The sequence below is a fragment of the Streptomyces sp. NBC_00683 genome (assembly GCF_036226745.1).
In the GTDB taxonomy this organism is placed as follows: Bacteria; Actinomycetota; Actinomycetes; order Streptomycetales; family Streptomycetaceae; genus Streptomyces.
Map to the genome: position 1 here is coordinate 6,226,448 of NZ_CP109013.1, position 26,506 is coordinate 6,252,953.

Annotated in this window: 24 protein-coding genes; 16 read left to right on the top strand and 8 right to left on the bottom strand. The window is 68.7% G+C overall.

Features of this window, described 5'->3' with window-relative positions; translation table 11 throughout:
- Positions 1-32: 32 nt before the first annotated feature.
- From OG257_RS27780 to OG257_RS27790, 3 genes are all read right to left on the bottom strand, one after another.
- Positions 33-1,106 carry a S1C family serine protease gene (locus OG257_RS27780; protein WP_329211859.1) on the bottom strand — a complete coding sequence of 358 codons (1,074 nt, stop codon included), beginning with the start codon at positions 1,104-1,106 and terminating at the stop codon, positions 33-35.
- 97 nt (positions 1,107-1,203) lie between these two features.
- Positions 1,204-1,938 (bottom strand): class I SAM-dependent methyltransferase, encoded by a 735-nt coding sequence (locus OG257_RS27785; RefSeq protein WP_329215385.1) that lies wholly within the window; start codon positions 1,936-1,938, stop codon positions 1,204-1,206.
- A gap of 59 nt (positions 1,939-1,997) precedes the next feature.
- Positions 1,998-2,597: a DUF3043 domain-containing protein gene (locus OG257_RS27790; RefSeq protein WP_329211861.1), complete on the bottom strand. Its 600-nt coding sequence runs from the start codon at positions 2,595-2,597 to the stop codon at positions 1,998-2,000.
- A 296-nt stretch (positions 2,598-2,893) separates the two neighbouring features.
- On the opposite strand from OG257_RS27790, the gene OG257_RS27795 reads away from it, so the two are divergent.
- From OG257_RS27795 to OG257_RS27815, 5 genes are all read left to right on the top strand, one after another.
- Positions 2,894-3,676 (top strand): PspA/IM30 family protein, encoded by a 783-nt coding sequence (locus OG257_RS27795; RefSeq protein WP_329211863.1) that lies wholly within the window; start codon positions 2,894-2,896, stop codon positions 3,674-3,676.
- Positions 3,677-3,686: 10 nt separating this feature from the next.
- The gene (pspAA, locus tag OG257_RS27800; RefSeq protein ID WP_329211865.1) at positions 3,687-3,965 is read left to right on the top strand and encodes a PspA-associated protein PspAA; all 279 of its coding nucleotides are present in this window, start codon (positions 3,687-3,689) and stop codon (positions 3,963-3,965) included.
- 205 nt (positions 3,966-4,170) lie between these two features.
- Complete coding sequence (locus tag OG257_RS27805) at positions 4,171-5,457, top strand: histidine kinase (RefSeq protein WP_329211867.1); 1,287 nt, start codon at positions 4,171-4,173, stop codon at positions 5,455-5,457.
- Positions 5,454-6,143, top strand: coding sequence for a response regulator transcription factor (locus tag OG257_RS27810; RefSeq protein WP_329211868.1), 690 nt, complete (start codon positions 5,454-5,456; stop codon positions 6,141-6,143). Before OG257_RS27805 ends, OG257_RS27810 begins: the two co-directional genes overlap by 4 nt.
- 177 nt (positions 6,144-6,320) lie before the next feature.
- On the top strand, positions 6,321-9,476 hold the full coding sequence (locus OG257_RS27815) for an efflux RND transporter permease subunit (protein WP_329211869.1): 3,156 nt from the start codon (positions 6,321-6,323) through the stop codon (positions 9,474-9,476).
- 78 nt (positions 9,477-9,554) lie between these two features.
- On the opposite strand, the gene nadA is transcribed toward OG257_RS27815, so the two are convergent.
- On the bottom strand, positions 9,555-10,742 hold the full coding sequence (nadA, locus tag OG257_RS27820; protein WP_329211870.1) for a quinolinate synthase NadA: 1,188 nt from the start codon (positions 10,740-10,742) through the stop codon (positions 9,555-9,557).
- A gap of 230 nt (positions 10,743-10,972) precedes the next feature.
- On the opposite strand from nadA, the gene OG257_RS27825 reads away from it, so the two are divergent.
- Positions 10,973-11,329, top strand: a complete 357-nt coding sequence (locus OG257_RS27825) for a HesB/IscA family protein (RefSeq protein WP_056784314.1) — start codon at positions 10,973-10,975, stop codon at positions 11,327-11,329.
- 71 nt (positions 11,330-11,400) lie between these two features.
- On the opposite strand, the gene OG257_RS27830 is transcribed toward OG257_RS27825, so the two are convergent.
- Both OG257_RS27830 and OG257_RS27835 read right to left on the bottom strand, forming a co-directional pair.
- Positions 11,401-12,861, bottom strand: coding sequence for a hypothetical protein (locus OG257_RS27830; RefSeq protein ID WP_329211872.1), 1,461 nt, complete (start codon positions 12,859-12,861; stop codon positions 11,401-11,403).
- A gap of 140 nt (positions 12,862-13,001) precedes the next feature.
- Positions 13,002-13,199 carry a hypothetical protein gene (locus OG257_RS27835; protein ID WP_329211874.1) on the bottom strand — a complete coding sequence of 66 codons (198 nt, stop codon included), beginning with the start codon at positions 13,197-13,199 and terminating at the stop codon, positions 13,002-13,004.
- Between the two features lie 159 nt (positions 13,200-13,358).
- Here OG257_RS27835 and OG257_RS27840 point away from each other — a divergent pair, with 159 nt between their 5' ends.
- Positions 13,359-14,333 carry a carbohydrate kinase family protein gene (locus tag OG257_RS27840; protein WP_329211876.1) on the top strand — a complete coding sequence of 325 codons (975 nt, stop codon included), beginning with the start codon at positions 13,359-13,361 and terminating at the stop codon, positions 14,331-14,333.
- Between the two features lie 7 nt (positions 14,334-14,340).
- Here OG257_RS27840 and OG257_RS27845 read toward each other — a convergent pair whose 3' ends face one another.
- The gene (locus OG257_RS27845) at positions 14,341-15,723 is read right to left on the bottom strand and encodes a cysteine desulfurase/sulfurtransferase TusA family protein (RefSeq protein ID WP_329211878.1); all 1,383 of its coding nucleotides are present in this window, start codon (positions 15,721-15,723) and stop codon (positions 14,341-14,343) included.
- 271 nt (positions 15,724-15,994) lie between these two features.
- Between OG257_RS27845 and ctaC the strand changes: the two genes are divergently transcribed.
- The 4 genes from ctaC to OG257_RS27865 all read left to right on the top strand — a co-directional run bounded on the left by ctaC (position 15,995) and on the right by OG257_RS27865 (position 20,475).
- Positions 15,995-16,963 carry an aa3-type cytochrome oxidase subunit II gene (gene ctaC, locus OG257_RS27850; RefSeq protein WP_329211880.1) on the top strand — a complete coding sequence of 323 codons (969 nt, stop codon included), beginning with the start codon at positions 15,995-15,997 and terminating at the stop codon, positions 16,961-16,963.
- On the top strand, positions 16,960-18,696 hold the full coding sequence (gene ctaD / locus OG257_RS27855; protein ID WP_329211882.1) for an aa3-type cytochrome oxidase subunit I: 1,737 nt from the start codon (positions 16,960-16,962) through the stop codon (positions 18,694-18,696). Before ctaC ends, ctaD begins: the two co-directional genes overlap by 4 nt.
- Positions 18,693-19,091, top strand: a complete 399-nt coding sequence (locus OG257_RS27860) for a cytochrome c oxidase subunit 4 (protein ID WP_329211884.1) — start codon at positions 18,693-18,695, stop codon at positions 19,089-19,091. Before ctaD ends, OG257_RS27860 begins: the two co-directional genes overlap by 4 nt.
- Positions 19,092-19,218: 127 nt before the next feature.
- Positions 19,219-20,475: a L,D-transpeptidase gene (locus tag OG257_RS27865; protein ID WP_329211886.1), complete on the top strand. Its 1,257-nt coding sequence runs from the start codon at positions 19,219-19,221 to the stop codon at positions 20,473-20,475.
- 62 nt (positions 20,476-20,537) lie between these two features.
- On the opposite strand, the gene OG257_RS27870 is transcribed toward OG257_RS27865, so the two are convergent.
- A complete protein-coding gene (locus OG257_RS27870; protein ID WP_329211888.1) occupies positions 20,538-20,939 on the bottom strand; it encodes a hypothetical protein in 402 nt (133 codons plus the stop codon).
- A gap of 196 nt (positions 20,940-21,135) precedes the next feature.
- On the opposite strand from OG257_RS27870, the gene ctaE reads away from it, so the two are divergent.
- The 5 genes from ctaE to trpD all read left to right on the top strand — a co-directional run bounded on the left by ctaE (position 21,136) and on the right by trpD (position 26,479).
- Positions 21,136-21,756 carry an aa3-type cytochrome oxidase subunit III gene (gene ctaE, locus OG257_RS27875; RefSeq protein ID WP_329211890.1) on the top strand — a complete coding sequence of 207 codons (621 nt, stop codon included), beginning with the start codon at positions 21,136-21,138 and terminating at the stop codon, positions 21,754-21,756.
- Positions 21,757-21,811: 55 nt separating this feature from the next.
- Positions 21,812-22,621, top strand: a complete 810-nt coding sequence (qcrC, locus tag OG257_RS27880) for a cytochrome bc1 complex diheme cytochrome c subunit (protein ID WP_329211892.1) — start codon at positions 21,812-21,814, stop codon at positions 22,619-22,621.
- Positions 22,618-23,670, top strand: coding sequence for a cytochrome bc1 complex Rieske iron-sulfur subunit (gene qcrA, locus OG257_RS27885; RefSeq protein ID WP_329211894.1), 1,053 nt, complete (start codon positions 22,618-22,620; stop codon positions 23,668-23,670). The genes qcrC and qcrA overlap by 4 nt, the downstream gene beginning before the upstream one ends.
- Complete coding sequence (gene qcrB / locus OG257_RS27890) at positions 23,667-25,292, top strand: cytochrome bc1 complex cytochrome b subunit (RefSeq protein ID WP_329211896.1); 1,626 nt, start codon at positions 23,667-23,669, stop codon at positions 25,290-25,292. The genes qcrA and qcrB overlap by 4 nt, the downstream gene beginning before the upstream one ends.
- Positions 25,293-25,414: 122 nt before the next feature.
- Entirely contained in the window at positions 25,415-26,479 is a 1,065-nt protein-coding gene (gene trpD, locus OG257_RS27895) for an anthranilate phosphoribosyltransferase (protein WP_329211897.1), read from the top strand.
- Positions 26,480-26,506 lie beyond the last annotated feature (27 nt).

Sequence of the window (26,506 nt, forward strand, 5' to 3'; positions counted from 1 at the left end):
CAGGGTGCCGGGCCGGGTGCCGAGGCGTCTGCTCAGATCTCGCCCAGGGTGGCCCGGACCGTCTTCTTCGAATCGCCGCGCGAGTACGTCACCGTGACCTGCTCGCCCGGTTTCTCGCCCGCCAGGGCCTCCGACAGCGAGGTGATCGTCGTGATCGGGGTGTCGTCGATCGCGGTGATCACGTCTCCGGTGCGCAGGCCCGCCTTCTCCGCGGCCCCGTCCTTCTGCACGCTGACGATGGCGACACCGGCCGGCTGGTAGTCGCCGTCGACGACGGTGCGGCCCGTGATGTTCAGTGCCGCCCGGCCCGAGTCCGTGACCTTGCCGGACTTGATGATCTGGTCGGCGACCGTCCGCACCATGGAGACCGGGATCGCGAATCCGATCCCGGGTGCCGCGCTGCCGCCCAGCTGCGGATCCGCCGCCGCGAGGGTCGGGATGCCGATCACCTCGCTGTCGAGGTTCACCAGCGCCCCGCCGCTGTTGCCGGGGTTGATCGCCGCCGACGTCTGCACCATGTCGGCGAGCGTCGCGCCGGTGCCCCCGCCCGAGCTGCTCTCACTGACGGTCCGCCCCAGAGCGGAGACGATGCCCTGGGTGACGCTGCTGGACAGGCCGAGCGGCGAACCCATCGCCAGCACGATCTGCCCCACCTGGACCTTTTCCGCGTCGCCGAACTTCGCGGCCCGCAGCCCGCCGGGGATGTCGTTCAGCTTGACGACCGCCAGGTCCTGCTCCGGATAGGAGGAGACCAGGGAGGCCTTGAGCCCCTTCTCACCGGTGGCGACGGTGACGTCGAAGGTCTTCGCGCTCCCCACGACGTGGGCGTTCGTGACGATATGGCCCTTGTCGTCGTAGACGATGCCGGAGCCGAGACTGTCGTCGGCGCCGATCTGTACGACCGAGGGCAGTACATCCCTGATGACGTCCTGGTACCGGCTCTCGAGATCATCCGTCGCCCGGGCCACCGCACCCTGCTGCACCCGGGCGTCGGCGGGGGAGGAACCCGCGCCGGAACAGCCGCCCACCAGGGCGATCGCCCAGGCAGCGGCGGTCAGAGGCAGCAGCAGGCGGCGGGCCCGGCCGCGGGAGGGGGATGCGTCCATGCCCGGAGTATGGGCGGGGGCCCAGGACAGGGGCCTGCGCTGATGGGCCGATCAGACGTACCGCCCGGCGGGCTCCTGAGGGCTGTCCCGACAGCCCTCAGCCGCGCACCCCGCACAGATGCAGAAGCGCCGCCACCCTGCGGTACGGATCGGTCCGCCCCGCCCGGTCCTCCGCGGCCAGCACCCGCTCCAGCTCCTGGGCGCCGGGCAGTTCGTCGTCGTTGCTCACGTTGTCGGTGAAGACCCGCACGCCGTACCAGGCGTGCAGCGGCGCGGCGATCCCTGCGAGCGTGGACGTCAGCGCGCCGAGCCGGTCGGCCCGCACGAGGAGGCCGAGCCGGTTGGTGTACGTATCCGTGTCGAACGCCGCGAGGGCCCCGCCGAAGTCTCCCGCCGTCCCGGGACGCATCGCCAGCGCGTCCGCGTTCCGCACGAGCAGCGAGAGGAGCCCGCCGGGCGCCAGCATCCGGGCCAGGCCGGCCAGTATCGGATCAGGCTCGGAGACGTACATCAGGACGCCGTGGCAGAGCACGACGTCGAAGCTGCCGGGCAGGAAGTGCACCCCGGTGTCGCGGCCGTCGCCCTCGATGAGGCGCACCCGTTCCCGGATGCCCTCGGGCTCGCCCGCGAGGGACTCCCGGGCGGTCCGCAGCATCTCGCCGTCGGACTCCAGACCGGTCACCGAGTGCCCGGCCCGGGCCAGCCGCAGCGCCTGCGTGCCCTGGCCCATGCCGACGTCGAGCACCCGCAGCCGCCGCCCCACGGGGAAGCGCGCGGCTATCTGCTCGTCCAGCTGCCGGGCGACGAGCTCCTGGCGGACCGTGTTGCGCAGTCCGCCGAGCCCGTCCAGCCATTGGGAAGAGACCCCCGTGAAGCCGGAGATCTCCGTGCTCAGGGCCGCTCTCCCCGCTTGACCTGCGGCTTCGGAAGCCGCAGTCGGCGCATCTGGAGCGTACGCATCAGGCCGTAGGCCACGGCACCGCGCTTGGGGGTGTCCGGGAAGCGCTCGGCGAGCTGCTTCTTGAGCCGGAACGCGAGGCCGATGGAGTCGACCACGATCAGCACGATCACGCCGAGCCAGAGCAGCAGCGAGATGTTCTGGATGTTCTTGATCTGGATCACGCTGAGGATCAGGATGACCACTGCGAGCGGAAGGAAGTACTCCGCGATGCAGAAGCGTGAGTCCACGAAGTCACGGACGAAGCGCCGCACGGGCCCCTTGTCACGTGCGGGGAGATAACGCTCGTCACCCGACGCGAGCGCCTCACGCTGCTTGGCCAGGTCCGCGCGGCGCGCTTCGCGCTGTCGCTTCGTGGCCTCCTTGCGATCGGTCGGCGTGCCGCTCGAAGCACGTCGGCGCTGCGTCTGGGCCTCGTTGCGCTTGGGGGTGGGGCGACCCTTGGGAGCCTGAGGGTCGCGGGGCTGCTTGGAGAGGTCCGCCGTCACCTTGTCGGTGGGGGCCTTCTCTTCCTTGGAACGGCTACGGAACACAAAACCCAAGGGTACGGGGTCGGTCCGGGCAAGTCAGGACCGGGCGGGAACGATCCGGCAACGGCCTGCGTCCTGAAAGGTGTCCCGACAGGGGCAGAACGGACGTCGCCACCGGTTTCCCTGATGTTCCTCTACTCCCTGGGCGGGAGTGGTCGCAGGTGGCAGTCGTCCTTGGGTAGGAGCACATCCGTACCCGAACAGTGCGGTAATAGAGGCAGGGCCCGTACTGTGGGTTCTGTTGGAGTGCTGGAGCTCAGTCCGTCAGAAGGGGGCGCGCGAAGCCCATGAGCGGTGTCATGAAGCGTATGGGAATGATCTTCCGCGCGAAGGCAAACAAGGCCCTTGACCGGGCCGAGGATCCGCGCGAGACCCTCGATTACTCGTACCAGAAGCAGCTGGAGCTGCTTCAGAAGGTACGCCGCGGCGTCGCCGATGTGGCGACCTCGCGCAAGCGGCTGGAGCTGCAGCTGAATCAGCTGCAGGGACAGTCGTCCAAGCTGGAGGACCAGGGCCGCAAGGCGCTCGCGCTCGGCCGCGAGGACCTGGCCCGCGAGGCGCTGTCCCGGCGCGCCGCCCTCCAGCAGCAGGTCACGGACCTGGAGACGCAGCACCAGACGCTGCAGGGTGAGGAGGAGAAGCTCACTCTCGCGGCCCAGCGGCTGCAGGCCAAGGTCGACGCCTTCCGTACGAAGAAGGAGACGATCAAGGCCACCTACACCGCCGCCCAGGCGCAGACCCGGATCGGCGAGGCGTTCTCCGGTATCTCCGAGGAGATGGGTGACGTCGGCCTCGCGATCCAGCGGGCCGAGGACAAGACCCAGCAGCTGCAGGCGCGCGCCGGAGCCATCGACGAGCTGCTTGCCTCCGGTGCCCTGGACGACCCGACCGGGACGGCGAAGGACGACATCGCCGCCGAGCTGGACCGGATCTCCGGTGGTACGGATGTAGAGCTGGAGCTGCAGCGCATGAAGGCCGAACTGGCCGGCGGCTCCTCCTCTTCCCAGCAGGCCATCGAAGGCGGTGCGCAGGACTCGTCACCGCAGTCGCAGCAGTCCCCGCACAAGTTCGACAAGCAGTAAGGGCGGCGTCATGATCGTACGGATCATGGGGGAGGGCCAGGTAGCACTGGCCGACAGTCATGTCGCCGAGCTGAACAAGCTCGACGACGTACTGCTCGCGGAGATGGAGAGCGGCGACGGCCCCGGCTTTCGCACCACTCTCCACGCGCTCCTCGACAAGGTGCGCGAGCTCGGCTCGCCGCTGCCGGACGACTCCCTGGAGCCGTCCGAGCTGATCCTGCCGTCTCCTGACGCGACCCTCGAAGAAGTGCGCGCCATGCTCAGAGACGACGGGCTGATCCCCGGCTGACCCGGGTCCTTGCGTTCGGAGCGCGCCGGGCTCGCGAGGTCCGGCACGATCCGGACGAAGGGCCCGAGCGCTTCACTCCACACTCCCGCACTGTGCCCCGCCCGGTACCACCGGCGCGGGGCACAGTGGTACGTGGCTGCTCCGTGGTCGGATCCGCACACCACCGGGACGGGAAAGGGCGCGACACGCCGTACCGTTGCTTGACGTGACCACCCTCGGAACCGGGTTCGTGCGCGCCCGACGCTGGCTGCGCGGCCATCCTCTGGCCTTCGACGCGGCGCTTGCCCTGGCCGTGCTCGCCTGCATGATCTGTGCGTCCTTCGCGGAGCCGAACCCGGGGCACGGGCCGATCTTCGGCATCCGCACCCCCGAACCGTCGAGCGTGCTCCTGATGGTGCTCGGCGCCGGGGCACTCGTGCTGCGGCGGCGCGATCCCATGGCGGTACTCGCCGTGACCGGGCTGCTGTCCACCGCCGAGTTCATCCTCATGGACCCGCCCGCCCCCGTGGTGATGAGCGCGGTCATCGCGCTCTTCACCGTCGCGTCCCGCACCGACCGCCCCACCACCTGGCGGGTCGGACTGCTGACGATGGCGGTGCTGACCGTGGCGGCGATGGTGGTCGGCTCGACGCCCTGGTACAGCCAGGAGAACCTCGGCGTCTTCGCCTGGACCGGTATGGCCGCGGCCGCCGGCGACGCCGTCCGCAGCAGGCGCGCGTTCATCGACGCGATCAGGGAACGCGCCGAGCGGGCCGAGCGCACCCGCGAGGAGGAGGCCCGCCGGCGGGTCGCCGAGGAGCGGCTGCGGATCGCCCGGGACCTGCACGACGTCGTCGCCCACCACATCGCCCTGGTCAACGTCCAGGCCGGGGTCGCCGCCCACGTCATGGACAAGCGCCCGGACCAGGCCAAGGAGGCGCTCGCCCATGTCCGGGAGGCCAGCCGCTCCGCACTGGGCGAGCTCAGGAACACGGTCGGGCTGCTGCGCCAGTCCGGCGACCCCGCGGCGCCCACCGAACCGGCCCCCGGCCTCGCGGTCCTCGGCGAGCTCGTCGACACCTTCCGCAACGCGGGACTCCCCGTCGAGGTGGCCTGCACCGACCGGGACAGCCCGTTGCCCGCGGCCGTCGACCTGGCGGCGTACCGGGTCATCCAGGAGGCGCTCACCAATGTGCGCAAGCACGCGGGCGCGGACGCGAAGGCCGAGGTGAGTGTCGTACGGGTCGGGAGCACCGCGGAGATCACGGTGCTGGACAACGGCAGGGGCGCGCCGAGGACCGGGGACGACGGAACGGGCCCGTACGAGGAGCGCGACAGCGGCGGCCACGGCCTCATCGGCATGCGCGAACGCGTCACCGCGCTCGGCGGCACCCTCACCGCGGGCCCCCGTTACGGCGGCGGATTCCGCGTCCATGCGATCCTGCCCGTCATGACCCGCACGGGTGAGCCGGAGAGGCCGGGCACGGCGGACAGCACGGGGGGACACGCATGACACCGATCAAGGTGCTGCTCGCCGACGACCAGGCGCTGCTGCGCAGCGCGTTCCGGGTGCTGGTCGACTCGGAGCCCGACATGCAGGTCGTCGGTGAGGCCGCGGACGGCGCACAGGCGGTGGAACTGGCCCGCTCGACCCGCGCCGATGTGGTGCTGATGGACATCAGGATGCCCGGCACCGACGGGCTCGCCGCCACCCGGATGATCAGCGCCGATCCGGATCTGGCGGGTGTACGGGTCGTCATGCTCACCACCTTCGAGGTGGACGAGTACGTGGTGCAGTCCCTGCGTGCCGGTGCGTCCGGCTTTCTCGGCAAGGGCGCCGAACCGGACGAGCTGCTCAACGCCATCCGCATCGCCGCGGCAGGGGAGGCGCTGCTCTCCCCGGTGGCGACGAAGGGGCTCATCGCCACGTTCCTCGCCCAGGGCGGCAGCGCGGGCGAGGGCCCGGACGCCGCGGCGTACGCCGAGCGGCTCGGCGCGCTCACCGTGCGGGAGCGCGAGGTGCTCGTCCTGGTCGCGGGCGGGCACTCCAACGACGAGATCGCCGAGCGGCTCGCCGTCAGCCCGCTCACCGTGAAGACCCATGTGAACAGGGCCATGGCGAAGCTGGGCGCCCGGGACCGCGCCCAATTGGTTGTGATTGCGTACGAATCGGGCCTGGTGCGTCCCAGGGCGGAGTGACGGGTGGAGATCCGGCGTACTCCACCTGCGGTATGCGCGGCATAAGAATGCAACCCGGGGGGCGACGAATCCGTCCCCCGGATCGGCGATCGTATAGACGGGCGGGCTGTGTCCCCCTTTTCTGCTCCTTGAGCAGCCGCCCATCTGCCGCGTAAGCCACAGAAGAGAGACCCACCCATGTCCTGGCTGTCCAGATTCAGCCTCGCGCAAAGGGCCCTTATCGGGCTGATCTCGATCGTCGCGCTCGTTTTCGGAGCGATCGCGATCCCGCAGCTCAAGCAGCAGCTGCTGCCCACCATCGAACTCCCGATGGTGTCGGTGCTGGCCCCCTACCAGGGTGCGTCCCCCGATGTGGTCGAGAAGCAGGTCGTCGAACCCCTCGAGAACGCCATCAAGGCCGTCGACGGCGTCGAGGGCATCACGTCGACCGCCAGCGAGGGCAACGCCGTCATCATGGCGAGCTTCGACTTCGGTGACGAAGGCACCAAGCAGCTCGTCGCGGACATCCAGCAGGCCGTGAACCGTGCCCGCATCCAGCTGCCCGAGGACGTCGACCCGCAGGTCATCGCCGGTTCGACGGACGACATCCCGACCGTCGTCCTCGCCGTCACGTCCGACAAGGACCAGCAGGCGCTCGCCGACCAGCTGGACCGCACGGTCGTCCCGGCCATCGAGGACATCGACGGCGTCGGCCAGGTCGCGGTCGACGGCGTCCAGGAACTCCAGGTCTCCGTCGTCCCCGACGACAGGAAGCTCGCCGCCGCCGGTCTGAACGCCGGCTCGCTGGCCCAGGCCCTCCAGGCCGGCGGTGCCACGGTCCCGGCCGGTTCCTTCTCCGAGGCGGGCAAGAGCCGCACCATCCAGGTGGGCGGCTCCTTCACCTCGCTGAAGCAGATCGAGGACCTGAAGGTCTCCGCGCAGAACCCCGCCACCGGCAAGCCCGGGAAGCCGGTCCGCGTCGGCGACATCGCCACGGTGGAGCAGGAGCCCTCCACCGCGGTCTCCATCACCCGTACGAACGGCAAGCCGAGCCTCGCCGTGATGGCCACGATGGACAAGGACGGCAGCGCCGTCGCCATCTCGGACGCCGTCCAGGACAAGCTGCCCGACCTGCGCAAGGACCTCGGTTCCGGTGCGGAACTGACCGTCGTCTCGGACCAGGGACCGGCCGTCTCCAAGGCGATCTCCGGCCTGACCACCGAGGGCGCGCTCGGCCTGCTCTTCGCGGTCATCGTGATCCTGGTCTTCCTCGCGTCGATCCGCTCGACCCTGGTCACCGCGGTCTCCATCCCGCTGTCCGTGGTCCTCGCGCTGATCGTGCTCTGGACCCGCGACCTCTCGCTGAACATGCTCACGCTCGGCGCCCTGACGATCGCGATCGGCCGGGTCGTCGACGACTCGATCGTGGTCCTGGAGAACATCAAGCGGCACCTCGGCTACGGCGAGGAGCGCCATTCGGCGATCATCACCGCGGTCAAGGAAGTGGCCGGCGCGGTCACTTCCTCCACGCTCACCACCGTCGCGGTCTTCCTGCCCATCGGTCTGGTGGGCGGCATGGTGGGCCAGCTCTTCGGTTCGTTCTCCCTGACCGTCACCGCGGCCCTGCTGGCCTCCCTGCTGGTCTCGCTGACCGTGGTCCCGGTCCTCTCGTACTGGTTCCTGCGCGCCCCCAAGGGCACCGCCGAGAACCCGGACGAGGCGCGCCGCAAGGCCGAGGAGAAGGAAGCCGCGAGCCGGCTCCAGCGGATCTACGTCCCCGTGCTGCGCTTCGCGACCCGGCGCCGTATCACCAGCATCGTCATCGCCTTCGTGGTGCTGTTCGGCACCTTCGGAATGGCGCCCCTGCTGAAGACCAACTTCTTCGACCAGGGTGAGCAGGAAGTCCTCTCCATCAAGCAGGAGCTGACCCCGGGCACCAGCCTGGAGGCGGCCGACGCCGCCGCGCAGAAGGTCGAGAAGGTCCTCGCGGCCGACGAGGGCGTCAAGGACTACCAGGTCACCGTCGGCTCCTCCGGCTTCATGGCGGCCTTCGGCGGCGGTACGGGAGCCAACCAGGCCTCCTACCAGGTCACCCTCAAGGACTCGGCGGACTTCGACGCCACCCAGGACCGGATCGACGAGGCCCTCGGCAAGCTCGACGGCATCGGCGACACGACGATCGCAGCGGGCGACGGCTTCGGCAGCCAGGACCTGAGCGTCGTGGTGAAGGCCGCCGACGCGGACATCCTGAAGAAGGCCTCCGAAGCGGTGCGGACCGAGGTCGCGAAGCTCGACGACGTCACCGACGTCCAGAGCGACCTGGCGCAGAGCGTTCCGCGCATCTCGGTCAAGGCCAACGACAAGGCCGCGGACGCCGGATTCAACGAGACCACGCTCGGCGCGGCGGTCGCCGGTGCGGTGCGCGGCACCCCGTCCGGCAAGGCGATCATGGACGACACCGAGCGTGACGTCATCGTGAAGTCGTCCAACCCGGCCACCACCATGGCCGAACTGAAGGCCCTGAAGCTCGGCCCGGTCGAGCTCGGCCAGATCGCCGACGTGAAGCTCGTCCCCGGCCCGGTCACGATGACCCGGATCGACGGACAGCGCGCGGCGACGATCACCGCCAAGCCGACCGGCGACAACACGGGCGCGGTCAGCGCCGCGCTCCAGACGAAGATCAACGCCCTGGACCTCCCGGACGGCGCCACCGCATCCATCGGCGGCGTCTCCCAGGACCAGGACGACGCCTTCATGAAGCTGGGCCTCGCCATGCTGGCGGCCATCGCGATCGTCTTCATGCTGCTGGTGGCCACCTTCCGGTCGCTCATCCAGCCGCTGATCCTGCTGGTCTCCATCCCGTTCGCGGCGACCGGAGCCATCGGCCTCCTCGTCGTCACCGGCACCCCGATGGGCGTCCCGGCGATGATCGGCATGCTGATGCTGATCGGCATCGTGGTGACGAACGCGATCGTGCTGATCGACCTGATCAACCAGTACCGATCGCAGGGAATGGGCGTCGTCGAGGCAGTCGTCGAGGGCGGCCGCCACCGTCTGCGCCCGATCCTGATGACGGCACTGGCGACGATCTTCGCCCTGCTCCCGATGGCGCTCGGCGTCACCGGCGAGGGCGGGTTCATCTCCCAGCCGCTGGCGGTCGTGGTGATCGGCGGTCTGATCACCTCCACGCTGCTGACGCTGCTCCTGGTGCCGACGCTGTACGCGATGGTCGAGCTCCGCAAGGAGCGCCGCGCCAAGAAGAAGGCGGCCAAGCGCGAGGCGAAGGCGGGCGTCACGGCCCCCGGGACGCCGGAGGAAGCCACCTCCGACGAGCCGGAGCCCGCGAAGGCCTGACGGGCCCTCGTAGCGACACAGGAAGGCCCCCGACGCCGCACAGCGGCATCGGGGGCCTTCCCCCTTGCGGGCGACTCCCTACGGCAGCGCCAGCATCCGCTCCAGCGCCAGCTTCGCGTACTTCTCCGTCTCCGGGTCGACCTGGATCCGGTTGACGAGGTTCCCCTCGGCCAGCGACTCCAGCGTCCACACCAGGTGCGGCAGGTCGATCCGGTTCATCGTCGAGCAGAAGCACACCGTCTTGTCGAGGAAGACGATCTCCTTGTCCTCCGCGGCGAAACGGTTCGCCAGGCGGCGCACCAGGTTCAGCTCCGTACCGATGGCCCACTTCGAACCGGCCGGGGCCGCCTCCAGGGCCTTGATGATGTACTCCGTCGAGCCCACGTAGTCCGCGGCTGCCACGACCTCGTTCTTGCACTCCGGGTGGACGAGCACGTTGACACCCGGGATCCGCTCCCGCACGTCGTTGACGGACTCGACCGAGAAGCGCCCGTGCACCGAGCAGTGCCCGCGCCACAGGATCATCTTCGCGTTCCGCAGCTCCTCGGCGGTGAGGCCGCCGTTCGGCTTGTGCGGGTTGTAGAGGACGCAGTCCTCCAGGGTCATCCCCATGTCCCGCACGGCCGTGTTGCGCCCCAGGTGCTGGTCCGGCAGGAAGAGCACCTTCTCGCCCTGCTCGAAGGCCCACTCCAGTGCCCGCTTCGCGTTGGACGAGGTGCAGATCGTCCCGCCGTGCCGGCCGGTGAAGGCCTTGATGTCGGCGGAGGAGTTCATGTACGAGACCGGCACGACCCGGTCGGCGACGCCGGCATCCGTCAGCACGTCCCAGCACTCGGCGACCTGCTCCGCGGTGGCCATGTCGGCCATCGAGCAGCCCGCGGCGAGGTCCGGCAGGACGACCTTCTGGTCGTCACCGGTCAGGATGTCCGCGGACTCGGCCATGAAGTGCACGCCGCAGAAGACGATGTACTCCGCCTCGGGCCGCGCCGCCGCGTCCCGGGCGAGCTTGAAGGAGTCGCCGGTGACGTCCGCGAACTGGATGACCTCGTCGCGCTGGTAGTGGTGTCCGAGGACGAAGACCTTGTCCCCGAGCTTCTCCTTGGCTGCGCGAGCGCGCTCCACCAGGTCCGGGTCGGACGGGGAGGGCAGGTCGCCGGGGCATTCGACGCCGCGCTCGCTCCTCGGGTCGGCCTCGCGGCCGAGAAGCAGCAGGGCGAGGGGTGTCGGCTGGACATCCAGGGGCTGGGCGGTGGTCACGACACGCACCCTTTCTTTTCTGCGAACTCTGCGAACAAGCCTTTTCGTCTAATTGACGCTATCTATCATAACCGGCTCGCGTCGGATTGACGATGCCGATAGCGTCGATGTGACGCATCCCGCCGAGGGTGCGGTGTGCGAGCATGAAGGGAACAGACAAGCGCCCGGCCCGGAATGAATCCGAGGCCCCGATGGTTGGACCGTCGGCAAGCACTCCGTACAACCCGGGAGAGAAGCAGATGTCCGTATCGGACGAGACCACCACCGTGAGCGACGGCATCCTCCTGTCCGACGCCGCCGCAGACAAGGTCAGGACCCTTCTGGAGCAGGAGGGCCGTGACGACCTCGCTCTGCGCGTCGCCGTTCAGCCCGGAGGTTGCTCCGGCCTGCGCTACCAGCTCTTCTTCGACGAGCGCTCGCTCGACGGCGACGTCGTGAAGGACTTCGGCGGCGTCAAGGTTGTCACCGACCGGATGAGCGCCCCGTACCTGGGCGGCGCCTCGGTCGACTTCGTGGACACGATCGAGAAGCAGGGCTTCACGATCGACAACCCGAACGCCACGGGCTCCTGCGCCTGCGGTGACTCCTTCAGCTAAGCCTGATACGACAGCGGCGGCGCCCCCGGACTCCGGGAGCGCCGCCGCTGTCGTCCGTGTGCGGTGCGGGCTCAGGCGCGCGGCACCGTCGCGCCCGAGGCGTCGAGCACCTTCCGGCCGTCGAGCGGCGCGTCCAGTGTCACCGTCCGGGTCAGTTCCTTGGCGATCATGATGCAGGCCTTCCCGGGCTCCGGCTTCGACTCCGTGACGGTCACCCGGACCGTGGACCCGCTCTCCTTGGCGTGTGCCGCGTACGTGCTGCAGACGCCGCCCCAGAACGTCACGTCCAGCGTCCGCCCGTCGGCGCTGTACGAGATGATCTGCCGCCCGCTGCCGGTCGCGTCACCCGGGTCCTTCGTGGGCTCGGGCGCCGGCTCGGTGCCGTCCTTCTCCGCCAGGTAGTCCGGGTCCACGGCGACCTGCGTGACGGTGCTCCCCGGGCCGCCCCCGTCGGGCCGTACGGAGAAGAGCCACGACGGGACGAGCGTCTGCTCCCCGTCCACATACTGCGCCGCGAGCCCCAGGACAGCCTTGTCGACCGTCACGGTGGTGGCCACCGGCGCCCCGCTCCGCGACGAGCCGCAGCCGGTCTTCGGCGAGGACGGGTCGCCCTCCAGCGGTACGGGCGTCGCGCAGCCGCCGACCGACGGTTTCGTGTTCTGCCGGCTCTGCGCGTTCAGCTGCTTCAGCGCCTCGTCCGCACTGATCACCGGGTAGGTATCGCCCTTCGTCAGGCCCTTCACCTGCCCGCTGCCGCCGACGACCTCGCCCCCGGTGCCCACCTGGATCCCGGTGGACCAGCCGTAGGTCGGCAGCCCGCCGACCACCGGGTCGGCATTCACCACCCGTACGGAGCCCATCACCTGGCCCGCGTCGAGTGCGGCATCGTCCTGCCCCACGGCCTTGAGCACCGGAACGGCCGCGGCCTTGGCGGCCTTCTCGCTCACCGGTGAGCCGGTGCCGGGTCCCGGTGCCGTGTCCTTCGAGCAGACGGTGGTCGACTCGCACGCGTCCGGGCCGCCGGAGCCGTACCGGGCGAAGGTCCAGGTGCCCGGTGCCTGTTTGGTCACCCGCAGGATCGGGCCCGACCCGTCCCCGTCGACTCCCACCTTCCAGGAGGTGCCTTCGGCGCGCGGCGTTCCCTGCACCCCGAGGGCCTTCGCCAGGCGCGCCACCTCGGCCGAGGTCACCGTCCCCGTCGCGCGGTGGACGGCGGCCTTGCCGGGGCCGTCGGGCAGGTCTCCCGAGGCGCGGTAGACGGTCCCGCTGCCATGGGGGTCCGGCTCGCCCGGCGCGATGCCCTGCGGAGGCGTCGACGGGCTGTCCGCCGAAACGTCCAGGGAGAGCAGGGGTGGAGAGCCGTCGCCGGCGGCAGGGCTGCTCGCGTCCCCGCCGTCGCCCGCAGCGGTCGAGGCCCAGTACGCACCGCCGCCGCCGGCGATCAGCACAGCTGCCGCCACCGACGCCACCGCGAGCGGTGAACGCCGCCGCCGGGGGCCGGTCACGTCATTCTCGGGTTGCTCGGTGCTCACCGGATCGCTCCTTCGACTGCATAGCCGCCACTGGCTCAACGCCTGTCCCCCGAGTGGGGACAACGGTGGGACGGAGCAGGGGAGCGTGCGGTTCCACCGCGGTGCGCGGGGGAGCCGCCCCTACCGGACGAGTGCCCCGGTCAGTCCCCGTACTCGGACATGGCGTCGATCAGGCGGGCCGAGGACGGCGGCACCGTGACCCCGTGAATCAAGGACGGTGTCACCGGCTCAGTGGCAGTCTTCACGGGTACGACCCAGTGGGGCGCCATCCGTGCGCAGTCACCCCGCAACTCGGCCAGGCTCATCTCGGACTCACGCGGAACGATGTTGTTCGACATATCCGCACCGTACGCACGGTGGACCTCAGGTAGAAAGACCTACTATCGGGTAGTTTTCCCCTTCGGGTCCGGTGGCGCCACCGGGTAGCGTGAACTGTCATGCCGTCCCGGAGGGCGCGCTCACCCGTCCCCTCCGACTTCCGCAGGAGCAGCCTCCCCGTGCGCATTGCAGTCACCGGCTCCATCGCCACCGACCACCTGATGACCTTCCCCGGCCGATTCGCCGACCAGCTCGTCGCGGACCAGCTGCACACGGTCTCCCTCTCCTTCCTGGTCGACAACCTCGACGTGCGCCGCGGAGGTGTCGGCGCCAACATCGCCTTCGGCATGGGCATGCTCGGCGCCCGGCCGATCCTGGTCGGCGCCGCCGGGGCCGACTTCGACGAGTACCGCGCCTGGCTCGACCGGCACGGCGTCGACACCGACTCGGTCCGGATCTCCGAGGTCCTGCACACGGCCCGCTTCGTCTGTACGACGGACGCCGACCACAACCAGATCGGCTCCTTCTACACCGGCGCGATGAGCGAGGCGCGGCTGATCGAGCTGAAGAGCGTCGCCGACCGCGTCGGCGGCCTCGACCTCGTCTCCATCGGCGCCGACGACCCCGAGGCGATGCTCCGCCACACGGAGGAGTGCCGCTCGCGGAGCATTCCGTTCGCCGCGGACTTCTCGCAGCAGATCGCCCGGATGGACGGCGACGACATCCGGATCCTCCTCGACGGCGCCACGTACCTCTTCTCCAACGAGTACGAGAAGGGGCTCATCGAGTCCAAGACCGGCTGGAGCGACGAGGAGATCCTCTCCAGGGTCGGCCACCGCGTCACCACCCTCGGCGCCCGCGGCGTCCGCATCGAGCAGGCCGGTCAGGACCCGATCGAGGTCGGCTGCGCCGAGGAGGAGCGGAAGGCCGACCCCACCGGCGTCGGCGACGCCTTCCGGGCCGGATTCCTCTCCGGCCTCGCGTGGGGCGTGGGCCTGGAGCGTGCCGCCCAGGTCGGCTGCATGCTCGCGACCCTGGTCATCGAGACGGTCGGCACCCAGGAGTACACCCTGCGCCGCACCCACTTCATGGACCGCTTCACCAAGGCGTACGGCGACGAGGCCGCCATCGAGGTCCGGGCGCACCTCTCCTAGGACGGGCTCACAGGAGCCGGCGGACCACGAAGGCCGAACCCCGGTCCGCCGGCTCCTCACCCACGTACTCCTGCTCGCGCATCTCGCACCAGGCGGGAATGTCGAGCCGGGCGGCCTCGTCGTCGGCGAGGACCGTCACCGTGCCGCCCACGGGTACTTCTCCGATCACTTTTGCGAGCTCGATCACCGGAATCGGGCAGCGCCTGCCGAGCGCGTCGACGACGAGCGAGGCGTGCGGGGCGGGGGAGGGGGCCGCCGCAACGGGAGCCCCGAGCTTCTCCCGCACACCCGCCACCAGGCCCGGAAGCACCTCGAGGAACCGGTCGACCTCGGCGTCGGTGGTCCCGGCGGGGAGCGACACGCGGATGTTCCCCTCCGTGAGCACCCCCATGGCCTTGAGGACATGGCTGGGAGTCAGCGTGCTGCTCGTGCAGGACGAACCGGATGAAACAGAGAATTCCGCCCGGTCCAACTCATGCAGCAGGGTCTCTCCATCGACATAGAGACAGGAGAAGGTGACCAGATGCGGCAGCCGCCGCACCGGATCGCCGACCACCTCCACATCGGGCACCACACCGGCCACGGTGGTGCGGATACGGTCCACCAGGACCCGCAGCCGTACGGACTCCGCCGCCGCCTCGGCGCGCACCGCACGCAGCGAGGCCGCCGCGGCCACGATCGCCGGGATGTTCTCGAAGCCCGCGGCGCGGCCCGACTCCCTTTCGTCGGCGGGGCCTTGAGCGGCGAACCGGACACCCTTGCGGACGGCGAGCAGGCCGACTCCCGCGGGTCCGCCCCACTTGTGGGCGCTGGCGGTCAGCAGCGACCAGCCGCCGGGCACCGGCCCCCACGCCAGCGACTGTGCGGCGTCCACCAGGAGGGGCACGCCCGCGGCGGCGCAGATCTCGGCGGTCGCGGCCACCGGCTGCACGGTTCCCACCTCATGGTTGGCCGACTGCAGGCAGGCCAGCGCCGTGTCCGCCCGCAGCGCCCGGCCGTACGCCGACGGGTCCACCGCGCCGGCCCGGTCCACCGGCACCTCGGTGAACGACCCGCCCGCCGCCTCCAGCGCCGCGGCCGCGTGCAGGACCGACGAGTGCTCGACGGCGGAGACCACCAGATGGCGGCCGACACGCCGACGGCCGTGGAGCGCCCCGGCCACCCCGGAGTGCACCGCCCGGGTGCCCGAGGAGGTGAAGACGAGCTCGTCCGGCCGGCATCCGACCGCCTCGGCCGCGGCCTCCCGGGCCGCGTCGAGCAGCAGTCCGGCCCGCCGCCCCTCGCGGTACAGGCGGGCGGGATCGGCCCAGCCCTCGTCCAGCGAGGCAAGCAGCGCCTGGCGGGCGACGGGATGCAGGGGGGCGGAGGAGGCGGTATCGAAGTAGGACACACCGCCACGCTAGCCCGCACCGGCGCCCACCTGGGGGCGGGTGGCCGTCCGAGCCGGGAGAGGGGGCGTCAGATGACCGCCGGAGGGCCGGATTCCACCCCTTCGGGGAGTCGGGCGGCGCGTTGGGCACCCTCCCCGCGCGACCCCAAATAGCGTCCAGTAGGGTTTGGTCCGCATAAACATCCAAACCCCTGCCCGCGTCAGGGCCGGCGACCGACCAAGTGAGACGGGCGCGCCGACCGTGCGGGCGAGACTCTCGGGAAGGCGCTACGTGAGTCCCAACGGCTCCGACCGCTTGTCGCGGCGCCCGATGCGGCGGAAGCTGCCGCAGGTGCTGACTGCGGGCCTGGTCCTGGCGACGGCCTCCGGTTGTTCATACAACTGGGAGGATTTCCCACGCCTCGGTATGCCCACCCCGGTAACGGAAGAGGCCCCGATCATCCTGTCCCTCTGGCAGGGCTCGTGGGCGGCAGCGCTCGCCACGGGTGTCCTCGTCTGGGGGCTGATCATCTGGAGCGTCATCTTCCACCGGCGTAGCCGGACCAAGGTGGAGGTACCTCAGCAGACCAGGTACAACATGCCCATCGAGGCGTTGTACACAGTGGTACCCCTCATCATCGTCTCGGTGTTCTTCTACTTCACCGCACGCGATGAATCGAAGCTCCTCGAGCTCACACCGAAGCCCGCCCACACCATCAACGTGGTCGGCTACCAGTGGAGCTGGGGCTTCAACTACATCGAGAACGTGGAGGGCTCGCCCTCCACGGGCGGCGAGATCCCGAAGGAACTCGACGCCATCCCCGACAAGTACCGCAAGGACTTCCCCGCGGACGCCGGCGGCGTCTACGACGTGGGCATCCCCGGTACGAGGAACCCGCAGACCGGCAACCCGGGTCCGACCCTGTGGCTGCCGAAGGGCGAGAAGGTCCGCTTCGTACTGACTTCGCGTGACGTCATCCACTCCTTCTGGGTGGTGCCGTTCCTCATGAAGCAGGACGTCATCCCGGGCCACACGAACTCCTTCGAGGTGACTCCGAACAAGGAGGGCACCTACATGGGCAAGTGCGCCGAGCTCTGCGGCGTCGACCACTCCCGGATGCTCTTCAACGTCAAGATCGTCTCTCCGGAGCGTTACCAGCAGCACCTCAAGGAGCTGGCGGAGAAGGGTCAGACGGGCTACGTGCCGGCAGGCATCGAGCAGACGGACCCGGCCAGGAATGCGGAGACGAACAAACTGTGAGCATCCTCAATGAATCCCAGGGTGCCGCGGCAGCAGACGACTCGTTCGAGGACGAGCTGCCGGTACGGCGCAAGCAGCCGGGGAGTGTCGTCGTCAAGTGGATGACCACCACTGACCACAAGACCATCGGCACGATGTACCTGATCACGTCGTTCGCCTTCTTCTGCATCGGTGGCCTGCTGGCGCTCTTCATGCGCGCCGAGCTGGCCAGGCCGGGCACGCAGATCATGTCGAACGAGCAGTTCAACCAGGCGTTCACGATGCACGGCACGATCATGCTGCTGATGTTCGCGACGCCGCTGTTCGCAGGGTTCGCGAACTGGATCATGCCGCTGCAGATCGGCGCGCCCGACGTGGCGTTCCCGCGGCTGAACATGTTCGCGTACTGGCTGTACCTCTTCGGCTCGATCATCGCGGTGGCCGGCTTCCTCACCCCGCAGGGTGCGGCCGACTTCGGCTGGTTCGCCTATGCCCCGCTTTCGGACGCGGTCCGTTCGCCCGGTATCGGTGCCGACATGTGGATCATGGGTCTGGCCTTCTCCGGCTTCGGCACGATCCTCGGCTCGGTCAACTTCATCACCACGATCATCTGCATGCGCGCACCCGGCATGACGATGTTCCGCATGCCGATCTTCACCTGGAACGTCCTGCTGACCGGTGTTCTGGTCCTGCTGGCGTTCCCGGTCCTGGCCGCCGCGCTCTTCGCGCTGGAGGTGGACCGTAAATTCGGTGCGCATGTCTTCGACGCGGCCAATGGCGGCGCATTGCTCTGGCAGCACCTCTTCTGGTTCTTCGGCCATCCAGAGGTGTACATCATTGCTCTGCCGTTCTTCGGAATCGTCTCCGAGATCATTCCGGTCTTCAGCCGGAAGCCGATGTTCGGCTACATCGGTCTCATCGCGGCGACCATCTCCATCGCCGGCCTCTCGGTGACGGTGTGGGCGCACCACATGTACGTCACGGGCGGTGTGCTGTTGCCGTTCTTCTCGTTCATGACATTCCTCATCGCGGTACCGACCGGTGTGAAGTTCTTCAACTGGATCGGCACGATGTGGAAGGGGTCTTTGTCTTTCGAGACACCGATGCTCTGGTCCGTCGGCTTCCTCATCACCTTCGCCTTCGGTGGTCTGACCGGCGTGATCCTGGCTTCGCCGCCCCTGGACTTCCACGTCTCCGACTCGTACTTCGTCGTGGCGCACTTCCACTACGTCGTCTTCGGCACCGTGGTCTTCGCGATGTTCGCCGGATTCCACTTCTGGTGGCCGAAGTTCACCGGCAAGATGCTGGACGAGCGGCTCGGGAAGATGACCTTCTGGACGCTGTTCGTGGGCTTCCACGGCACGTTCCTGGTGCAGCACTGGCTCGGCGCGGAAGGTATGCCCCGTCGTTACGCGGACTACCTCGCGGCGGACGGCTTCACCGCGCTGAACACGATCTCGACGATCTCCTCCTTCGTGCTCGGCCTGTCGATGCTGCCGTTCTTCTACAACGTGTGGAAGACCGCCAAGTACGGCAAGAAGATCGAGGTCGACGACCCGTGGGGCTACGGCCGTTCGCTCGAATGGGCGACGTCCTGCCCGCCCCCGCGGCACAACTTCCTCACGCTGCCGCGGATCCGTTCCGAATCCCCGGCGTTCGACCTGCACCACCCGGAGATCGCAGCACTCGAGCTGCTGGAGCACCACTCCGATGGTGACAAGGTCCTCGTCGGCGGCAAGGAGGCCGGCAAGTGAAGATCCAGGGCAAGCTGTTCATCTGGCTGAGCGTCTTCATGCTGGCCATGGCCATCACGTACGGCGTCTGGTCCAAGGAGCCGGTGGGTACCACCGCGCTCGTCCTGTCCTTCGGCCTGACCGTCATGATCGGCTTCTATCTGGCCTTCACGGCCAACAGGGTCGACAAGATGGCCCAGGACAACAAGGAAGCCGATGTCGCGGACGAAGCCGGTGAAGTGGGCTTCTTCTCCCCGCACAGCTGGCAGCCGCTCTCGCTGGCCATCGGTGGCGCCCTCCTCTTCCTGGGCGTCGTCTTCGGCTGGTGGCTGGCCTACTTCTCGGCCCCGCTGCTGCTGATCGGCCTCTTCGGCTGGGTCTTCGAGTACTACCGCGGTGAGAACCGCACCCAGTGAGACCGCGCCGTCCGTAGGACCCGTTACACCCTTACGGGGGCCCGCCCCGCTCAGTAATGAGCGGGGCGGGCCCCCGTTTGCAGTCACTGAACGCGCTGGATCGGATGAATCTTCTTAGCGTGGGTTCATGAACCACACGCCGCGCATCCGCACCGTAGTGAGCTGCACTCTGCTGGTCGTGACCCTGGTTGCAGGTGCGACCGCCTGTGGCGAACCCGATGGCCATCCGTTGTCGCTGAAGCCGTACGACGCGGCCGACCTGGTCTCCTTCAACGGCCCCTCCAAGGGCGAGAAGGCCGACCCCGACAAGCCCCTCGAAGTCACCGTCAAGGATGAAGACGTACGCATCACCGATGTGACGGCCGTCGACACGCAGGGCCGCCATCTGGCGGGCGAACTCGCCGCCGACGGACGGCGGTGGCACTCCACCACCTCGCTCGCCGCCGGCACCCGGTACACCGTCAAGGTCTCCACCGAGAACGGGGACGGGGCTCCCGGCAGCCGCACCTACGCCTTCGGGACGACCTCGGCCAAGAAGTTCCTCAAGGTCGCCTTCGGCCCGCAGGCGGGCACCTACGGCGTCGGACAGCCCCTCACGGCGGAACTCAGCGCTCCGGTCAAGGACAAGGCGGCCAGGGCCACCGTGGAGCGCGGGCTGCAGGTCCGGTCCACGCCCGCGGTCACGGGCTCCTGGTACTGGGTCGACGACAAGACCCTGCACTACCGGCCCAAGGAGTACTGGCCCTCCGCCGCCACCATCGACGTCCGCAGCAACCTCAAGGGCATCAAGGTCAGCAACGCCCTCTACGGGGCCGCCACGAAGCCGCTGAAGCTCACGACCGGCGACCGCATAGAAGCGATCACCGACGCCTCCGACCACTCCATGACCGTGCTGCGCAACGGTGAGGTGATCAACACCCTGCCGGTCACCACGGGCAAGCCCGGCTTCGACACGCGCAACGGCGTCAAGGTGGTGCTGGCCAAGGAGCAGTTCGTACGCATGCGCGGGGAGAGCATCGGCATCGCCGCCGGCTCCTCGGAGTCGTACGACCTGCCCGTCTACTGGGCGACACGCGTCACATGGAGCGGTGAGTACGTCCACGCGGCGCCCTGGTCGACCGGTTCACAGGGCAGCGCCAACGTCAGCCACGGCTGCACGGGGATGAGCACCGCCAACGCCCAATGGTTCTTCGAGACCGTACGCGAGGGCGACATCGTCAAGGTCGTCGGGAGCGACGGCGAGACGATGACGCCGTTCGACAACGGCTTCGGCGACTGGAACCTGGACTGGGACGCCTGGCGGAAGGGCAGCGCCCTGCACGGGGGCGGCACACCGGACTCGGGCACCGACGTCGAGGCGGCGCGACTGCGCCCCCAGGTCTGACCCGGCCGGGAGTGCGCCGCGCCCTCGAAGGACACCGTGGAGGGGTTCGGGGCCCCTCCGCCTCAGGCCTCCACGGACAGCCTGTGGCGCAGCAGGGAGGCCAGGGCGTCCGCGAAGTCGACCGGGTCCACCGGATGCGTCACAGAGGCGTCCGCACGGCTCCACGTGGCCAGCCAGGCGTCCTGGGGGCGCCCGATCAGCAGGAGCACCGGCGGGCAGTCGAAGATCTCGTCCTTGATCTGCCGGCAGACACCCATACCGCCCGCCGGAGCCGTCTCGCCGTCCAGTACGCAGACATCGACACCGCCACCGTCCAGCGCGCTCAGGACGGCCGGGAGGGTCGCGCACTCCAGGAACTCCACCTGAGGCACGTCGGCCGCAGGCCTGCGGCCCGCGGCCAGCCTCACCTGCTCACGGGTGTTGGCGTCGTCGCTGTAGACCAGGACCGTGGCGGTCGGCTGCATTGTTCCTCCGTGACATCTGTGTCTTCGGGGCGCTCTGAGCTCTCGGGGCATGAACCGTTGGGCGGATCGTACTCCGGCGGACAGCCTGTCAGCACCGTTAATGACAGCGTTTCGCTGGGCCGTTCGGTGAGGACACACCCCACTGACACACCGAACGGCACCCCCCGGAGTGAGGGCGGGATAAGCGACCGACATAATGTCGGTCGTGGCGACAGCAACGACAGTAGAAACCGGGCACGCGCACCCGTCGGTCAATCGGCCGAACCTCACCAGCGTCGGAACCATCATCTGGTTGAGTTCCGAGCTGATGTTCTTCGCGGCCCTCTTCGCGATGTACTTCACCCTGCGATCGGTGATGGGACCCGCTCACTGGAAGGAGATGGCTCACCATCTGAACTTCCCGTTCTCGGCGACGAACACCACGATCCTGGTGCTTTCCTCTCTCACCTGCCAGCTCGGCGTATTCGCCGCGGAGCGGGGCGATGTGAAGAAGCTCCGCACCTGGTTCATCATCACGTTCGTGATGGGTGCGATCTTCATCGGAGGCCAGGTCCTGGAGTACACCGAGCTGGTCAAGGAGGCGGGTCTCTCCCTGTCCTCCGACCCGTACGGCTCGGTGTTCTACCTGACGACCGGCTTCCACGGTCTGCATGTGACAGGCGGTCTCATCGCCTTCCTGCTCGTACTCGGCAGGACATACGCGGCCTCGAGATTCACCCACGAGCAGGCCACCGCCGCCATCGTCGTGTCCTACTACTGGCACTTCGTCGATGTCGTCTGGATCGGCCTGTTCGCCACGATCTACATGATCAAGTAACCGGGCTCGCACCCACCCACCATCGACGCAGAAGATCCTGACACCGGGGTAATCCGTGAAAAAGCTCTCCGCACGACGACGCCATCCGCTGGCGGCGGTCGTCGTACTACTCCTCGCGCTGGCGGCTACCGGGGGGCTGTACGCCGCGTTTGCGCCTGCGGGTAAGGCGCAGGCCGACGAAACCGCCCAGTCCCTCGCCATCGACGAGGGCAAGAAGCTCTACTCCGTAGGCTGCGCCAGCTGCCACGGAACCGGCGGTCAGGGCACCTCCGACGGGCCGTCCCTCGTGGGCGTCGGCTCCGCCGCCGTCGACTTCCAGGTCGGTACCGGACGTATGCCGGCCCAGCAGCCGGGTGCCCAGGTACCGAAGAAGCCGGTCATCTACTCCCAGGCCGAGATCGACCAGCTCGCGGCGTACGTCGCGTCGCTGGGCGCCGGTCCGATCACCCCGACCGACAGCCAGGTCGACCCCGCGGGCGCCGACGTGGCCAGGGGCGGCGACCTGTTCCGCACGAACTGCGCGCAGTGCCACAACTTCACAGGTGAGGGCGGCGCGCTGACGTACGGCAAGTACGCCCCGAACCTCGAAGGCGTGAGCCCGAAGCACATCTACCAGGCCATGCAGACCGGCCCGCAGAGCATGCCGTCCTTCCCCGACAGCACCATGCCGGAGCAGCAGAAGAAGGACATCATCGCGTACATCAAGACCGTCAACGGCGATGATGCCGAAACCCCCGGTGGCCTCAGCCTCGGCGGTCTCGGACCGGTCAGTGAAGGTCTGTTCGCGTGGGTCTTCGGGCTCGGCGCCCTTGTCGCAATTGCCGTTTGGGTCGCGGCCCACACCGCTAAGGCCAAGAAGTCATGAGTAGCCAAGAGATTCCAGAAGAGGTCCTGCCCGCAGAGCAGGACACCGCGCACGGCGCGGTAGAGGGTGCCGGCGATCCGTTCGCCGACCCCGGGCTGCCGGCCCACCGGCCGCGCATCCAGGACATCGACGAACGTGCCGCGCGCCGCTCCGAGCGAGCAGTCGCCTTCATGTTCACGCTGTCCATGCTGGCGACGGTGGCGTTCATCGCCTCCTACGTCATCTTCCCGGTCGACCAGATCGTCTACATCTGGCCGTTCGGGCACGTGAGCTCGCTCAACTTCTCCCTGGGCCTGACCCTGGGCGTGGCGCTCTTCTGCATCGGAGCGGGGGCCGTCCACTGGGCGCGCACCCTGATGTCCGACGTGGAGGTCGCCGACGACCGGCACGCCATCGAGGCCGAGCCCGAGGTCAAGGCGAAGGTTCTCGCCGACTTCGCGGACGGTGCCGAGGAGTCCGCGATCGGGCGGCGCAAGCTGATCCGCAACACCATGTTCGGCGCGCTGGCCCTGGTGCCGCTCTCCGGTGTCATGCTGCTGCGCGACCTCGGCCCGCTGCCGGAGAAGAAGCTCCGCGTGACCCTGTGGGCCAAGGGCAAGCAGCTCATCAACATGAACACGATGGAGCCGCTTCGTCCCGAGGACGTCGTCGTCGGTTCGCTGACCTTCGCCATGCCCGAGGGCCTGGAGGAGGACGCGCACGACTTCCAGACGCAGATCGCCAAGGCCGCCCTGATGATCATCCGCATCGAGCCGGACAACATCAAGGACAAGCGCGAGCGTGAGTGGGCCCACGAGGGAATCGTGGCCTTCTCCAAGATCTGTACCCACGTCGGCTGCCCGATCAGCCTGTACGAGCAGCAGACGCACCACGTGCTCTGCCCGTGCCACCAGTCCACCTTCGACCTCTCCGACGGCGCCCGCGTCATCTTCGGTCCGGCCGGTCACGCCCTCCCGCAGCTGCGGATCGGTGTGAACAGCGAGGGCAACCTCGAGGCGCTCGGCGACTTCGAAGAGCCCGTCGGTCCTGCCTTCTGGGAGCGCGGATGACTACTGCGACGGATTCAAAGCGCAAGGCGCCCGCCGGTGAGCGGGTAGCCGACTGGGCTGACGGCCGGCTGGGCATCTACGGCCTGGCCAAGGCCAACATGCGCAAGATCTTCCCGGACCACTGGTCCTTCATGCTCGGTGAGATCTGCCTCTACAGCTTCATCATCATCATCCTCACGGGTGTGTATCTGACGCTGTTCTTCCACCCGAGCATGAACGAGGTCGTGTACCACGGCTCGTACGAGCCGATGCAGGGCATCCGGATGTCCGAGGCCTACGCCTCGACGCTGGACATCAGCTTCGACGTCCGCGGTGGTCTGCTCGTACGGCAGATCCACCACTGGGCCGCGCTGATCTTCCTGGCCGGCATGTTCGTGCACATGATGCGCGTCTTCTTCACGGGTGCGTTCCGCAAGCCCCGTGAGATCAACTGGATGTTCGGCTTCCTGCTGTTCGTCCTGGGCATGTTCACCGGGTTCACCGGCTACTCGCTCCCGGACGACCTGCTCTCCGGTACGGGTGTCCGCTTCACCCAGGGCGCGATCCTGGCGACGCCGATCGTCGGTACGTACCTCTCGATGTTCCTGTTCGGCGGGGAGTTCCCCGGCGGCGACTTCGTGGCCCGGTTCTACTCGATCCACATCCTGCTGCTGCCGGGCATCATGCTCGGCCTGGTCGTGGCCCACCTGATCCTGGTCTTCTACCACAAGCACACGCAGTTCGCGGGTCCCGGCAAGACGAACAAGAACGTCGTCGGCATGCCGCTGCTGCCGGTGTACATGGCGAAGGCCGGAGGGTTCTTCTTCCTCGTCTTCGGTGTCATCACCGTCATCGCGGGCATCGCCTCGATCAACCCGATCTGGGCCCTCGGCCCGTACCGCCCGGACCAGGTGTCCACCGGCGCCCAGCCCGACTGGTACATGGGCTTCGCCGAGGGTCTGATCCGAGTGATGCCGGGCTGGGAGATCAACCTGTGGGGTCACACGCTCGTCCTGGGTGTGTTCATCCCGCTGACGGCCTTCGGCCTCGTGCTCGCGGCGATCGCGGTCTACCCCTTCATCGAGTCCTGGGTCACCGGGGACAAGCGCGAGCACCACATCCTGGACCGCCCGCGCAACGCCCCGACCCGTACGGCCTTCGGTGTCGCATGGATCACCGAGTACGTCATCGTCTTCATCGGCGGTGGAAACGACCTGTGGGCCACGCACTTCCACCTGTCGCTGAACGCCATCTCGTGGTTCGTCCGGATCTTCATCTTCGTCGGCCCGGTCATCGCGTTCATCGTGACGAAGCGGATCTGCCTCGGCCTCCAGCGCCGCGACAGGGACAAGGTGCTGCACGGACGCGAGTCCGGCACCATCAAGCGCCTGCCGCACGGTGAGTTCGTCGAGATCCACGAGCCGCTCAGCCAGGGCCAGCTGCACACGCTCACCGCGCACGAGCAGTACAAGCCGGTCGAGATCGGCCCGACGGTCGACGAGAACGGTGTCGAGCGCAAGCCTTCGGCGCTGCAGAAGCTGCGGGCCAAGCTCAGCAAGAGCTACTACGGCGAGCAGAGCCAGATCGCCAAGCCCTCCGCCGAGGAGTACAAGGAGATCACCAGCGGCCACGGCCACCACTGATCACCTGAGCTGATCGCCACAGCGGGAGCCCCGTCCATTCGATGGACGGGGCTCTTCGCTGTCCCCGGGGCTGGATAGGGTGGGGGGATCCTTTTATCGGCTGTGGACCCCAGGAGCGGACCATGAACGTTGTGACCCCGGACGGCGGCGACAGCGTGGCGGACCGTTCCTGGCCCGGCGTGCTGATGCCCCTCCTGCGCGGCGAGAGCCTGACGGCCGAGGACACCGCGTGGGCCATGGACCGCATCATGAGCGGCGAAGCCACCGACGTGCAGATCGCCGGCTTCGTGATCGCACTGCGTGCCAAGGGTGAGACCGTCGACGAGGTCACCGGACTCGTACGCACCATGTACGAGCACGCCCACACCATCCAGGTACCCGGCCGCACGGTCGACATCGTGGGCACCGGCGGGGACCTGGCCAAGACGGTCAACATCTCCACCATGTCGGCGATCGTCGTCGCCGGGACCGGCGCCAAGGTCGTCAAGCACGGCAACCGCGCCTCCTCCTCGGCGAGCGGGGCCTCCGACGTGCTCGAGAAGCTCGGCGTCAACCTGGAGCTGACCCCGCAGGGCGTCGTCCGGGTCGCCGAGGAAGCGGGCATCACCTTCTGCTTCGCGGTGAAGTTCCACCCCGCGCTGCGGCACGCGGCGAGGGCCCGCAAGGAGCTCGGCACGCCGACCACCTTCAACATCCTCGGCCCGCTCACCAACCCCGCCCAGGTGCGCTCCCAGGCCGTCGGTGTCGCCGACCTCAAGATGGCGCCCATCGTCGCCGGAGTGCTCGCCGACCGGGGCAATTCGGCGCTGGTCTTCCGGGGCGACGACGGCCTCGACGAGCTGACCACCACGGCGACCTCCCGGGTCTGGGTCGTCCGGGACGGTGCCGTGCGCGAAGAGGCGTTCGACCCGCGGGACGTCGGCCTGGACCTGGTACCGGTCTCGGCGCTGCGCGGTGCCGACGCCTCGTACAACGCGGACGTCGCCCGGCGGATGCTGGACGGGGAGACAGGTCCCGTACGCGAGGCGGTGCTCCTCAACTCCGCCGCCGCGCTGGTCGCGCTCGACCCGGGCGAGGGCACGCTGAACGAGCAGATCGCGGCCGGCATCGCGAAGGCCGCGGAATCGATCGACTCAGGTGCCGCCAAGCGGGCGCTGGAGCGCTGGGTGGCTGCCAGCAACGCCTGAGGGCGGGCAGTGTGAGGCGGGGCGCAG